This window comes from Vibrio sp. V39_P1S14PM300, assembly GCF_009904765.1.
GTDB classification, from domain to species: Bacteria; Pseudomonadota; Gammaproteobacteria; order Enterobacterales; family Vibrionaceae; genus Vibrio; species Vibrio proteolyticus.
The window spans coordinates 1-12,947 of record NZ_WXWP01000172.1 but is presented as its reverse complement, the minus strand read 5'-3'; the positions used below and the strand labels follow the sequence as shown (position 1 = coordinate 12,947).

At 51.0% G+C, this 12,947-nt stretch carries 10 protein-coding genes and 1 pseudogene; 3 read left to right on the top strand and 8 right to left on the bottom strand.

The features are described from left to right. The first annotated feature begins 116 nt into the window (after window positions 1-116). Window positions 117-755 (top strand): NAD(P)-dependent oxidoreductase, encoded by a 639-nt coding sequence (locus tag CAG65_RS08620; RefSeq protein ID WP_161453355.1) that lies wholly within the window; start codon window positions 117-119, stop codon window positions 753-755. A gap of 54 nt (window positions 756-809) precedes the next feature. Here the strand turns inward: CAG65_RS08620 and CAG65_RS08615 are convergent, their stop codons facing one another. The 6 genes and pseudogenes from CAG65_RS08615 to CAG65_RS08590 all read right to left on the bottom strand — a co-directional run bounded on the left by CAG65_RS08615 (window position 810) and on the right by CAG65_RS08590 (window position 8,102). Then, entirely contained in the window at window positions 810-1,019 is a 210-nt protein-coding gene (locus CAG65_RS08615) for a hypothetical protein (RefSeq protein ID WP_021706787.1), read from the bottom strand. Window positions 1,020-1,306: 287 nt separating this feature from the next. Further along, window positions 1,307-1,729: pseudogene (locus CAG65_RS08610) on the bottom strand (aromatic amino acid transport family protein); the annotation flags it as partial. Window positions 1,730-1,940: 211 nt separating this feature from the next. Beyond that, window positions 1,941-4,058, bottom strand: coding sequence for a type I secretion system permease/ATPase (locus tag CAG65_RS08605; protein ID WP_021706289.1), 2,118 nt, complete (start codon window positions 4,056-4,058; stop codon window positions 1,941-1,943). An 18-nt stretch (window positions 4,059-4,076) separates the two neighbouring features. Next, window positions 4,077-5,987: a bifunctional diguanylate cyclase/phosphodiesterase gene (locus CAG65_RS08600; RefSeq protein ID WP_021706288.1), complete on the bottom strand. Its 1,911-nt coding sequence runs from the start codon at window positions 5,985-5,987 to the stop codon at window positions 4,077-4,079. A 5-nt stretch (window positions 5,988-5,992) separates the two neighbouring features. Continuing rightward, window positions 5,993-6,658 carry a transglutaminase-like cysteine peptidase gene (locus CAG65_RS08595; protein WP_161453354.1) on the bottom strand — a complete coding sequence of 222 codons (666 nt, stop codon included), beginning with the start codon at window positions 6,656-6,658 and terminating at the stop codon, window positions 5,993-5,995. Window positions 6,659-6,710: 52 nt separating this feature from the next. Beyond that, complete coding sequence (locus CAG65_RS08590; RefSeq protein ID WP_021706286.1) at window positions 6,711-8,102, bottom strand: HlyD family type I secretion periplasmic adaptor subunit; 1,392 nt, start codon at window positions 8,100-8,102, stop codon at window positions 6,711-6,713. Window positions 8,103-8,413: 311 nt separating this feature from the next. Between CAG65_RS08590 and pdxH the strand changes: the two genes are divergently transcribed. Then, window positions 8,414-9,049: a pyridoxamine 5'-phosphate oxidase gene (pdxH, locus tag CAG65_RS08585; protein ID WP_021706285.1), complete on the top strand. Its 636-nt coding sequence runs from the start codon at window positions 8,414-8,416 to the stop codon at window positions 9,047-9,049. Between the two features lie 34 nt (window positions 9,050-9,083). Here the strand turns inward: pdxH and CAG65_RS08580 are convergent, their stop codons facing one another. Together CAG65_RS08580 and CAG65_RS08575 are read right to left on the bottom strand one after the other, a co-directional pair. Beyond that, entirely contained in the window at window positions 9,084-9,812 is a 729-nt protein-coding gene (locus CAG65_RS08580; protein ID WP_021706284.1) for a helix-turn-helix transcriptional regulator, read from the bottom strand. 442 nt (window positions 9,813-10,254) lie between these two features. Further along, the gene (locus tag CAG65_RS08575; protein ID WP_161453353.1) at window positions 10,255-11,364 is read right to left on the bottom strand and encodes a PEGA domain-containing protein; all 1,110 of its coding nucleotides are present in this window, start codon (window positions 11,362-11,364) and stop codon (window positions 10,255-10,257) included. Window positions 11,365-11,795: 431 nt separating this feature from the next. Between CAG65_RS08575 and CAG65_RS08570 the strand changes: the two genes are divergently transcribed. After that, window positions 11,796-12,626: an AraC family transcriptional regulator gene (locus CAG65_RS08570; RefSeq protein ID WP_021706282.1), complete on the top strand. Its 831-nt coding sequence runs from the start codon at window positions 11,796-11,798 to the stop codon at window positions 12,624-12,626. The last annotated feature ends 321 nt before the right edge of the window (window positions 12,627-12,947 follow it).

The following is a 12,947-nucleotide window of genomic DNA, read 5'->3' as shown; positions in this document are numbered from 1 at the left end:
AAACTATACTGATACAATCTACATCAATATTGCGAATTTATCGCCAATTAGTTCAGTACTAAACTGCAATGGTTGTTCAGAAACTGATATGAATTGAAAAGAGTGAGGAGAACGCAATGAAAGTAGCAGTATTGGGTGCATCAGGTTGGATTGGCGGTCACATTGTGGCAGAAGCCGTTGCTCGTGGTCATCAGGTGGTGGCATTGGTTCGTGATACGAGCAAAGTGACCCGAGATGATGTGGAAGTCCGTGAGTTCGATTTGCTGGCTGAAGGTGCCGATTTGGCAAAAGCGGTTGAGGGCGTAGACGCGGTCATTTCAGCCATTGGTGGTCGCGCTGCCGGCAATCACGACATCGTGGTTCGAACCGCAGAGACACTGTTGCAAGCTTTGCCTCAACACGGGGTAAACCGCCTCCTTTGGGTCGGAGGTGCCGGCTCTCTGGAAGTTGCACCGGGCGTGGCTCTGATCAGCCTGCCAGACTTTCCTGAAGCATACAAACCAGAAGCAGAAGTGATGGGTCAGGCATTGGCCGTGTTCCGTGCCAGCGACAGTACCTTGAACTGGACCTTTGTCAGCCCGGCGGCTGAGATATTCCCCGGCGAGAAACAAGCACCTTACCGCGTGGGCGGTGATCAACTGCTGAGCGATGAAGAGGGCAACAGCCGAATTTCCGTCAGTGACTACGCCGTGGCTATGATAGATGAACTTGAACGATCGCAGTACCCGCAACAGCGCATCGGAGTCGCATACTAAGAGATGCACGAAAAACCCGCCATCGGCGGGTTTTTGCTATTGGTTGACAGCTGATTACTGTTGCTTGGCGTATTCGATCAACATCGGTAATACATACACCCAGGCGACGTAACCAGCGGCAACGACCAGTGCGGTCCAGACGATAAAGGACAGCAACTTACTTTTGGCCAGGTGGTGCAATGGGTCGGGCTCACCACAACCTGGGCAGGTATGTGCACGTTTCGAAATCTGCTTTTCACAGACGGGACAAGGGATTAAGGGCATGACCGGATTCCTGAAAATTTTGAACCCGCAAAGGATATGTGCCTCGCTTTGGTTATGCAATGGCATTCCTAATGAAAACGCCGTGCGGGATAACAAAATCGCGAATCGGCTCACGTGTCTCTGAGCAAAAAAACACCGCCAACCACGAAGAGTTGGCTTTAGGTGTTACTGAATAAACCAGGAAATGAAGATCAGGGCGCCGAACAAACCCATGGCAATCAGCGCCGGTTTGCCGCCTTCCGCAGTGTACGTTCCCGAAGCGGGCCAGGTGTTCAAAGCCGGGCTGGTTTGTCGGTGTGCGCTTTGCCAGACACCACGATGGCACCCATCACCAGGCTGAAAGCACTGTAACAAAGCTGAGGCGACAGCTGGATTTCCAGGTTCAGCAACAGCTTGTGCAGCAGGTCACCAATGCCAATGGTGTAGGCGATCAGCATGTACACCAACAACAGGTAGAACAGGGTATTGATAATGTGTTGGCCTTTGCGGCCCAGCGTCAGATAGGCCACGCTGCTCATTCCGCTGTTGTCGCGGGTTTTGGTGCAGTCTTCGGCCAGCAGTAGGGACGCATAGGTGGTACCGGCAAATATGGTCAGCATTAGTATCAGGCTAACGACGAAGCCAAATTGAGCCAGCACCATTGGAATAGCCAGCATACCGGCGCCTAAGGCAGTTCCTGACAGAATTAAAGCGCTGCCGACCAATTTCATAGTCAAATCGAATGTCTTCTTGAGGGCAGTTAGGTGAGCGATTCGACAGGGTGTGAATCGGGGGCGGCAAGAGTAACAAAATATGTCCGGAAGTAGGGAGTGAATTGTGCCGTTTGGGTCCGATTCTGACCGCAGCTTTCATTTTTATCAAACGCGTGAAAACAAAAAAGCCAGTCATCAAACTGGCTTTTGGTTCAAGGTAGAAAAGTTATCAGCCGTTTATTGCTCGGACTTTGCCTTGCTTGAGGTCATGCAGAACCTGAGACTTCGGTCCGTCGGCAATCACGAAGCCTTTTTCCATCACGATCACTCGGTCAACAATGTCCAGCATCGAGGTTTTGTGCGTAATCAGAATCAGGGTCTCGTCTGAGCTAAGCTGACTGAGTTGATGTTTGATGTGCATTTCAGAGCGGTTATCCATTGCACTGGTCGGCTCGTCCATCAGCAGTACAGGCGGGCGTCCCAGCAGAGCACGAGCAATGGCTACCGACTGGCGCTGACCACCAGAGAGCAACAGACCCCCTTCACCGACCTGGCGCTCCAGACCTGCGGGATCTTGTTGCGTGAATACGGTGACACCTGCGCGATTCGCTGCATCCATGACGTCGCGGTCGTCAGCCAGTGGACGGCCGAGAGTAATGTTGTCGCGAATCGAACCGTAGAACAGGTTAGAGTCCTGAGGAACACAACCTATATTGCGGCGGATGTCGATGTGATGCAGCTGTTCGATGTCGGTATCATCAATACGAACATGGCCTTCTGTCGGTTTGTACAGACCCATGATCAACCGCTCCAGTGTGGTTTTTCCTGAACCGATCCGACCAATGATGGCGACTTTTTCGCCTGGATTGATGGTCAGACTGAGATCGCGGATCGACGCTACCGGAGAATCTGGGTAATGGAAAGTGACTTTATCCAGTTCGATCTTGCCGTGCACAATCGGACGGTGAATGTAGCGTTTGCCTTCTTCCTGCTCATCCGGCATCGACATGACCTGTTCAATGATGGTCATGGACGATTTGGCCTGATTGTAACGTGTCGAAAGCAGAGACAACTGGACCATTGGGCCAATCGCCCGGCCGCTCAGCATGGTCGCGGCAATGAGCCCGCCCATGGTCAGGTCGCCTTCCGCTATCAGATACACACCGAGAATGATCATGCCGACGTTGGACGCCTGCTGCACAAACCCTGCGGTATTCTGAATACCATCGGTGATGCGGCGGCTTTTGATGTTCCAGTTTGCCATGTGCGCTACCGCTTCTTCCCAGCGGAACTGGAACTGGCTTTGCGCACCAAACAGTTTCACCGTTTCCAGCCCGGCGAGACTCTCAATCAAGTTGGCGTATTTCTGTGATGCCAGGCGTGAACCTTCCTCGATGGTCCGGCGCAGCGGGCCCTGGATCAGCAGGGAGTAAATCACCAGGATCGCGACCCCGACGATCGGCACCAGGACCAGACTACCGGCCATCATCCAAATCAAGAACAGGAACAACAGTGCAAATGGCAGGTCGATCAGCGATGAAATGGTCGCTGAGGTGAAGAATTCACGGATTGATTCAAACTCTTGCAGATGACGGGCAAACGCGCCAACCGAAGGGGGCTTGGACTCCATTCTAATCCCCATCACTTTGCTGAACAGTTTGGATGAGATCAAAATGTCGGACTTCTTACCGGCCACATCAATGAAGTAGCTGCGCAGCAACTTGAGGGACAGATCAAATAAGAAGATAACGAAAATACCGCTGGCGAGTACCCACAAGGTCTCAAAGGCCAGATTCGGGACCACCTTGTCGTACACCAAACGGGTAAACATGGGCGCTGCGATGGCAAACAGGTTGATCAGGATCGAAGCGATCAGCACATCACGGTAAATGTTTTTCGATTGCCAGATGGTGCTCCAGAACCAGTGACCATCACGGGTTTTGAGCACTTCCGGGGAGCGTTCGTCGTATCGAAACTGCTTTTTGACCAGAAAGTAGCGACCAATGTATAGCTCTTCCAGTTCACTGAGAGGAATGGACACCGGCATTAAACCGGATTCACCGGTCACGATTTCCGCTTCTTGCGTGTCGCGGTTGATGCTGTTCAGTACGCAGGCATCGCCGCCTTTCAGCAGCAAGACAGCCGGCAGAATCAGATGGGAGATCTCGGTCAGGCCAGAGCGGTTTTCTTTGGCCACCAGTCCCGCCCGCTCGGCGGAGCGGGGGAAGAGGAACGGGGTTAATTTGCCATCCGCGAGCGGTAAGCCATTTATCAGCGCTTCTGGTGAATTCGCTAACCCGTAGTAACGGCTGACGTAGATGAGCGAAGTTAATAGCGGATCTTGCATGCACAACGACCTTTTTGTTTATTTATCGACGATGAAGCCCTGGAAGACATCAATAAAGTGCTCCGACAGGAAGTCGAGCTGAGTTTGCGTTTCGACCCGAGACGCAATGGTGGTGATGCCCAGGTTGTGCGCCGTCCGCGAAATCGACGTCAGGGTAAACTTCTGTTTCTCATCATCCAAATGGTGCGTGAACAGATAGTCCAGTTTCACATAAGCAGGACGGAACTCATTCACGTAATCGAGTGACTGGAAGTTACGGCCGTAGTTATCGACACCAAAATCTGCGCCGGCAGCACGGACCGCATTACAGAACAGGGCGGTGTGGTGCGGCGTGTTAATGAAGCAACTTTCTGGAATCTCAAAGTGCAGTTTCTCGGCCAGAGATTTGTGGCGGTTAAGAATCTGAGTGATCCAGCGGATAAAGCTTGGCTGCGAAATACTGCTCTGAGCGATGTTGATGGCGATGGAGTCCTGGATCTCACCGCTGCTGAGTTTCTCGATCATAGTCTCGATCACGTACTGGTCGAAAATATGGCTGGTTTGAAGCTGCTCCAGTGCGTACAGATACTGGTTGGCACTGTAGCGTACGCCATCGTGTTCGATGGCCGAAAAGACTTCGCGGTGATATGTCTGACCGGCGCTGTTGTTGGCTGACTGCAGGCGGAAGGTGATCCAGTCGTTGTGAATCGCTTCTTCTACCAGAGCTTTCCACTGCTGTTTGCCCATCAGGTTCTGATTGTTTTCATGCGACACGTAACCGTAATGCAGATCCGGATTGGCTTTGGCACTGGCCAGCGCATTGTCGAGCAGCGTCAGGATCTCGCTTGGTGACTTGCGGGTTTCGTTGTGTACTACCCCGAGGGAGACTTCCGCAGAGGCGGTGCCGGTTGGATCGGCGTCGATGTCCTGCACAAAGTTGACGATACCGTCGGCAGTGACTTTCAGTTCTTCCTCATCCATGTTCGGGAAAATAAAGCCGAACTCGTGGCTGGAGATACGGGCTATGGTGACGTCTTGGGCATTGATGGACACCTTGAGGTGGTCGGCCAGTTCGCGCACCATACCGTCGCCGGCTTCATACCCGTCTTCTTCATACAACTCTTTGATGAAACTGGCTTCCAGGATCACTACGCCACCAATGGCACTCTCGCTTAACCATGAGTTCAACTGACTCATGTAGTACGCGCGGTTACCCAACTGAGAAACAGGGTCGATGTAGGCCCGTTCACGCAGTTGCTGAGCTTCTTTCGCCTGGGCTTTGAAGGCTTTTTCAACCTGAGCCGACATGCTGTTGATGCCATCGACAACGTAGGTTAAATCCTTGGTGTTTGGACGTGGTAGCGGATCCCCAAACTGGTTGCGCGCCACCTGTTCCATCTTTCTTACTATCAGTGTCAGTGGGCGCAGTGCACGTTTGAGGATAAAGGCAATCGACACCAACCCAATCAGGAAAATGGTTCCGAAGGCGACAACCAGTCGCTCAAAGGCTTTCCACAACTGGGCGTAGGCGTCCCCAGGGTGGCTGACAATTTCAACTTCGGCCAATTGCATCCAACCACTGGTGACAACCCGGCTGTCTTGGATTTTTTCAAACAAATGCAGGTTGGTGAACCATTCTGGAACCCCGTTAGGCTGCACTGGATAGGAACGCAGAATTTCTTCACCGTTATCGAGAAACGTGAGTCGAACAATGGAGTAGCTGCTGCCATCAAACAGGGCGTTGATCACCGATTCCACGGCGACCTGATCTTTGTCCTGCAGATACGGCGCCAGAGCAAGGCCAACCGTGTTGATGGTGTTGTTGACCTCTGAGCGTTGTTGCTGCTCTAGATTATTACGCGTGGTATTAAATTCGATGATAAACACCGAAGTCATCAACAGTAAGAACACTGCTATCATACCGGCGACAAGTTGTTTATATAACGTCATATTGCCTACTCATCGTAACTTACAATTGGTTTGTTTAATTTGATTGAACGTTCTCTGGCCCGCAGATCATTCCACAGACTGAGGCGCGATGCTTTACCGGCCAACTGGCCGCTGTTGGATTTCATCAGCCACAGGTTTTGACCATTAAAGCTGTAGATAGGCAGCAGATCACGGCGAGTGGACGCCGGTTTAATCTCCGGGTTGATGTTGTCCAAAATTAACGGTTCGGCGCTGGGCGTTGCGTAGTACGCCAGCACCATGTGAAACTGATTCAGTTCTATTGCCTTAACGTAGATCAGGCGCAGCTTGCGGTCTGGGACCCCCAGCTCTCGGAGGGAAAAGTACTTGGCGATGGTGAAGTCTTCGCAATCTCCGGCATTGCTGCCAAGAAATTCCAGCGGCGTGGCCCAGTAGTCTTTTTTCCCCCACAGTTTGATGTCGTCCACAAAATACAGTTGGTTAAAAAAGCGATTAACTTCCGTGAGTTGGTCTCGCTCGGATAAACTACGATAAGCGGCGAGCTCTGTCCGCCAGGTCTGTACTCGTGTTGCTGCCCTTTCGCCGTAGGTTTTACGCACCGAATTTACCCACTGCTGCTCTTTGGTATTCAGAGCAACCGTGGTAAATGAGGTTGCAACCAGCAACAACGCTGGCAGCCAATACTTCTTCAATTTGGGCTAGCTCCTGTTGCCTGATTCGTGTTTCGCGTCGCCATCTGCCCGGCTACTCTTTTAGCGCGTTGTCTTTCGCGCCCAGAATAGGTTTAAGCAGATAATTCATGACGGTGCGTTTGCCTGTGATGATATCCACCGTGGATGTCATCCCCGGGATGATGGGCAAGTCTTCCTCTTTACCCAGTGAGGTCTGGTTGGTGCGTACGCGCACCATGTAGAAACTGTTGCCTTCTTCGTCCTGAGTCGTATCAGCGCTGATGTACTCCAGTGTGCCTTCCAGACCACCGTATTTGGTGAAGTCATACGCGCTGAATTTGACGATCGCGGGCAAATCCGGGCGCAGGAAGGCAATGTCCTGCGGTGCGATTTTTGCCTCGACCAGTAAGGTGTCTTCGGTCGGAACGATTTCGACGATGTCCATACCTGGTTGAATAACACCACCGACGGTGTTGACGTACAGGGTTTTTACCGTCCCGGTTACCGGTGACATAATGACGGTACGGTTAACGCGGTCTTCCAGGCCGACCGCAGACTCGGTCATGGCTGACAGGCGATCCTGAGCGTCATTGAGTTTTTGTTGTTGTTCGGAGCGGAAATTTTGCGCGGCGTCGATGCGGCTGAGCATCGATTCGCGCACAGCGGCTTTCAGTACTGGGATTTTCAGTTCACTGGAGGTGAGCTCTCGACGGGTATCGTTAACCTGGCGTTGCAGCTTCAGTAGCTCGACGCGAGGTACGACACCTTCTTCAGCCAGTGGTCTGGTGATATCCAGTTCTTTCTTGGCGAAGTGATAGCTGTCACGCAGGTTACGCACCCGGGCTTCAATCTCCACCAAATCCTGGCGACGCTGACTGATCTGTTCGTCAATCACCGACAGTTGGTTGCGCAGATTATTCAGATCCTGACGGTATGCTGCACGCTGGCGAGCGACCAGTTGCGGCTGTTTATCTTTCAGATCGTCCGGGAATTCCAGTTTGCTGTAATCCAGTTGTACGTTCTGTTTCCAGTCTTTTTCATCAAAGTCGTCGTCGATCACCACGCTGTTGAGTGAGGCAGACAGCTGCAATACGTTGGCGGTCAGGTTGGCCACCTGCTGTTCGCGCTCGCGATAGTCAGAACGAAAACGAGTGTCATCGATCAGTAGCAGTTGCTGACCCTTTTTAACCAGTTGACCTTCTTTGACCAGAATTTCTTTAACCAGTCCACCTTCGAGGTTTTGTACCACCTGAATTTGAGAAGAGGGCACCACTTTGCCCTGACCGACCGTGACTTTATCAATCTCAGCCCATGACGCCCAGACTGCCGCAATGATGAAGAAGGCCACCATAACCCACAGCATGATTCGGGCGCTGTTTGGGGTGTTCAGCAGCAGCGCTGCGGTTTTATCGTCCACATAGTCGAGTTCGGTGCTGGTGAGCTTGTCGTAACTGCTCTTGCTCATCGGTGGTCCTTGTGTTGAAAGTCGGGGTTAAAACAGATTCTATTCTTTGTCCCGATAAAAGTTAAGGGCATGATATGCCAAACTAATTTCTGGGTACGTGAATCCTACACGTTGTTGTTGCTCAGGTATATGAACTTAATTTAGATGATAAAGTGCTTTTTGCCCGCACTTTTCCTCATCTGGAGCCGCGTTGACGTGAGCTGGATTACGTTCAGCGGCATTCCTGTGTCTTTCTCAGAAGGATGGGTGGCATGATCTTGAGTTCTCTGACGTATAAGCGCACAATCAGCAAAAAATCAGCAGGAGTTGCAATGGAAATCGCAGATATTCGCCGTGAGTACAACAAAGGCGGACTACGCAGAAAGGATTTGAGTCAGGATCCGATTGATCAGTTTAACTTGTGGCTGCAACAGGCCATCGAAGCGGGTCTGACGGACCCGACGGCCATGACAGTTGCGACGGTTGATGAAACCGGTCAACCTTTCCAGCGCATTGTGCTGTTGAAAAACGTTGAGAAAGACGCGTTTGTGTTTTACACCAACCTGGGCAGCCGCAAAGCGCAGCAGATTGCGCACAACAACAAAGTGAGTCTGCACTTTCCCTGGCACCCGCTCGAACGTCAGGTGCACATTACTGGGGTGGCCGAAAAACTTACCGCGGTTGAAAACATGAAATATTTCGCCTCCCGGCCAAAGGAGAGCCAACTGGCCGCCATCGCCAGCCGACAGAGTAGTCGCATTTCGGCTCGTGGCGTGCTGGAAGGAAAGTACCTGGAACTCAAAGAGAAGTTTGCGAAAGGTGAGATACCTGTGCCGAGTTTCTGGGGGGGATATCGTATCCGGCCGGTCAGTATCGAATTCTGGCAAGGCGGCGAGCATCGTCTGCACGATCGTTTCCTTTACGCTCGTGATAACGGTGAGTGGCACGTCGACCGTCTGGCGCCTTAATCCCACTCACGTTCCTCTGCCTATCAAACACCGCTCATTGAGCGGTGTTTTGGTTATTGAGCACCACAGACAGCTGGGTCTTTAACAATGTTTGCGGAATATAGGAGCCATAACCGAGCTCCAGCGCCTTATCAATCAACTGGTCTTTGCTGTGTGCCGCGAACTTCTGCCTCAGGCGGTCAACATAGCCTTCGAAGGTTTTAATCGAGATACCCATCACCGCTGAAATCTGTTTTGGCTTTTTGCCGTACAGCAGCAAAAACAGCGCCTCCGATTCGCGATTGGTCAGTGGAGCAATCGTGCGCACATGGGGATGATTGAGGGAAATCCGTTCATCGCTCTGATTGAGCCCGACCGCCCGGTAAACCCAATGGCCAACTTCAATGATGGCGGTGTCCGTCAGTTCCTGACCATAAAAAATCGTGCCTTGAATGTCGCCTTGTGCATTGAGCCAAGGCGATTTGCTGAAGATCAGCGCTCGCCAACTTCCGTCAGGAAACGGATGAATGTCGAGCACACGCAGCGACTGGCCCGTTTCGATCACGTAGCGATCCTGCTCGCGAAAATCCGCCGCGCATTTGGTGGTCGGGGCGGGCATATCAAAATCGGTGAGTCCGATGCAGTCAGCGCCGCATTGATGTCCAATCAGTTTGGCATACGCGTCATTTGCGTAGACAAAAACGGATTGAGTGTCTTTGCAGCCCCAGTATCCGGGTAACTGGTGAAAGAGCGACGCCTGTTGCGGCGTAAGGGTGGATAACACGGTTTAACTCGCACGTTACAAGATCAGCTTATGATAGCAAGTGCACAGTGTTCTGTAACCCATATGAGTGAGGATTGAGTCGTGTGGTGAACAAATAAGACAGAAAAAAGCCAGCCATAAAGGCTGGCAAACACAAGATTTATCTTGTCGACGTGTAGAAGAGGATCTATGCCCAACGTTTCCGTTGAGAATAGACGTATCAATAGATACCAAACGCAGATACTGTCATCTGAGTTCATACACAATGTAATTCTTTGTTTTATTGGGTTAAAGGGGGGATTTCCCCCTAATGGGAACTTCCGTTGTTCCGAATTGAGTTTTATGCCGCCCAGTTGTGTTGAACGAGGACACAAGTCGAAAGCATGATCAAGCTGTGTGAATGCCCCCTTTTTCGCTGTAAGGCGAAAAAAGGGGGCGTTTATGCGAGTGCGAAGTGCGGCGTTTAGCTGGGTGTGTTTGGAGCGAGTGTTACCCATACCGTGTCGTTACCATGAATGGTGATCACTCGGTTGTAGGGCTTGTAGCCCTCTTTGGTCACGCTGACTTTGTGCTGGCCGCTTGGCAGTACCACTTCGATAGGTGTACTGCCGTAACCAATGCCATTAATGGTGACTTGATCGTTGAACTGATTGGAGCGGAAGGTGACGTTTGCCCACTTTTTATCCTGCTTGTCGACACCACTTGGCACGCTGCCCTGCTGCACGCAGTAACGCTCGTCAACACCAAGTAAGGTACATGCCGCTGAGCGATCTGGTTTGGCCTGCAACTGCACCTGCATTTCCGTTGCGTACTGGTCGTTGCCTTTAAATCCGCTGCTGAGCAACTGGCTTTCCTGAATGTGAATGTTGAGCTGTACGCCTTTGAGGTTCTGCCTGGCCAGAGGCGCTTCTGTCAGGTGCTCGATCAGTTTACTGCTAAACGAATTCACCGCTTGCTGCTTGGTCAGGTACTGGCCCTGATTAGCGCATTCGCCCAAGGTCATGCTGACTGAACAGGTTGTGGTGTACGCCGTGGTTACGACTTCCTGTTGACGCAACTCTTGGGCAAGGCGGTTCACTCGTGCGGTAATGCGTTGCTCTTTGAGTACGGAGAACTCCCCTTTCAGGCGGGTTTGCTTTTGCTGAATTTGTGACAACTGTGTCTCAGCGTCCGCTATGGCCTGCTGTTTCTCTTGTTGGGCGGCCTGATTATCGTTCAGGGCAGCCCAGCTTTGTTTGTACTTACTCTGGAAAGACGTCAGTTCTGTTTCTGGATCCTCAAGCATTTTGGCGTATTGCTTATCTAACGTGGATTTTGCCAGTGTAAGTTCAGAGGCCAACTGTTGCCCTTCCCGAGCCAGAGCCGATTGCTCATTTTTCAGTTGCTGTAGGTGGTTGCTTTGTGTGCTGAGCTCAGCGGTGACGGAGTCAATCTGCGATTGTTTATCGGTCAATTGGCCATCGATGGCGCTCACCGCGTCCACATTAGGGGCGCTGTCCTGAGCCAGAATTGACGGCGATACCCATAACGGGCTGAGCGCAAGCAAAAGCGCTGGAATGCGACGTGTTCTCATAGGTCCCTGCTAGAATTTTTATCGGTTGACCCACAAAAAATGTGGAATAGACAAACTTTTGACAGCCTGAAATACCCGGCTGACTTATCTAGTGATTCTTCATCCTGAAGCATAAAACTATCACTAAAATCCATGAGTTACAGTGAGTGATTTATTAGTTCTAGTTTGATGCTCATTCCATTTTGATCCGATTAAGGAAATATGCAATAGCTGGGACGAGGAATGATCTGAGGATGAATCATTGAACACACATTGACCGTAATTTATGTGCACTTGATCATTGTTCCGGGTGAGAAATTGATGCATTTTTCACCATGTGGCAGCCCTTGTTTGTGATATGCACATAAGTGGTTATTTGATGAAAATGAGGTTTTGGCTGGCGGTCTTTGTGGTATAAGATGGCTGCTGAAAGCCCGGAAAATCGTTCCAGAATGAAAGAGCAAAATCCTATAAATTGTGAGCTGAAGCTCTCAACAGCCAAACTTTTGTCACCCCGTCCGGCGGAGCTGGTGACGTTGCCTTCTTATATGGATTGCCACGAGCACAGCTACACTCAGGTTGTGATTGGGCTCAAGGGTCAGGCTGAATTTGACGTCAATGGACGGGGCAATTACATCGGCCCTGGTCAGGGATGCGTCGTGACTTCAGGGTCGGATCACGCTTTTGGTGGAGTGATTGGTCAGTCAGACATTCTCGTCCTGAACATGCCGCTGCCTTCCAACGATGATCCGCTGATGCTGCAAAAACTGAATGAGTTGTCGCAGTCCAATGTCTATTTTCAGTTGGATGCGCAGATCCAGCGTTTGATTCAGATGCTGGTGCATGAAATGCAGGCCAGTCCGGAAGATTTATTGCTTAGCCGAGCTTGTAATGACACCGTCATTGCGCTGATGCAGCGCCATATCTCGGTTCTGGCTTCTTCGCGCAAAGATTCCCGCTTTGATTTGGAAGCCATCGACCGCTACATCGAACAGAACCTTAACCGCAGAATTACCGTAGCCCAACTGGCCGGGAGTGTATTTCTCGGGGAAAGCCAGTTTCATATGTTGTTCAAAGAGCAGATGGGGATCACGCCACATCAGTATGTGCTCGGTAAACGCATTGATATGGCCAAGGCACTGATTGAACAGGGCAATCTCAGCCTGGGTCAAATTGCTGATCTGACAGGCTTCTCTGGTCAGAGCACATTTACTCATACCTTCGCCCGTTTGCAGGGTGTCTCTCCGTCGCAGTACAAAAAGCGCTTCTCACCGACTTTCTGAGCCATTGTGGCTCAATATTCATCTCCATCGCTCCCGCCTGATGTTATTGACAACCGTCAGGTGTTTGTTCTTCCTCCAGTTTTTATTTAATTAAATGTATCTTTTTGCCCCTTATGTGTTACGTAGGCTAAATTTTACCAAATAATATATTGCTTAAATTCGTGTGATTTTGTTTTTGCTTTGTTAATAATCGTAGTTTTTAGCAAAAAGCTCGGAGTTTTTGACAAGTATTCTTCGCGGACTCAAAATACACTGCCTGCCATGATAGGAACATCCCGCGATAACGTCGGGGTGAGAGTGAGGAAAACGCATGTTTACTGC

What these genes read in the sequence shown, in the direction of transcription:
- CAG65_RS08575 (WP_161453353.1), bottom strand. Translation starts at nt 11,364, where the DNA reads ATGAGAACACGTCGCATTCCAGCGCTTTTGCTTGCGCTCAGCCCGTTA.
- CAG65_RS08605 (WP_021706289.1), bottom strand. Translation starts at nt 4,058, where the DNA reads ATGCAAGATCCGCTATTAACTTCGCTCATCTACGTCAGCCGTTACTAC.
- CAG65_RS08615 (WP_021706787.1), bottom strand. Translation starts at nt 1,019, where the DNA reads ATGCCCTTAATCCCTTGTCCCGTCTGTGAAAAGCAGATTTCGAAACGT.
- CAG65_RS08570 (WP_021706282.1), top strand. Translation starts at nt 11,796, where the DNA reads ATGAAAGAGCAAAATCCTATAAATTGTGAGCTGAAGCTCTCAACAGCC.
- CAG65_RS08620 (WP_161453355.1), top strand. Translation starts at nt 117, where the DNA reads ATGAAAGTAGCAGTATTGGGTGCATCAGGTTGGATTGGCGGTCACATT.
- CAG65_RS08600 (WP_021706288.1), bottom strand. Translation starts at nt 5,987, where the DNA reads ATGACGTTATATAAACAACTTGTCGCCGGTATGATAGCAGTGTTCTTA.
- CAG65_RS08590 (WP_021706286.1), bottom strand. Translation starts at nt 8,102, where the DNA reads ATGAGCAAGAGCAGTTACGACAAGCTCACCAGCACCGAACTCGACTAT.
- pdxH (WP_021706285.1), top strand. Translation starts at nt 8,414, where the DNA reads ATGGAAATCGCAGATATTCGCCGTGAGTACAACAAAGGCGGACTACGC.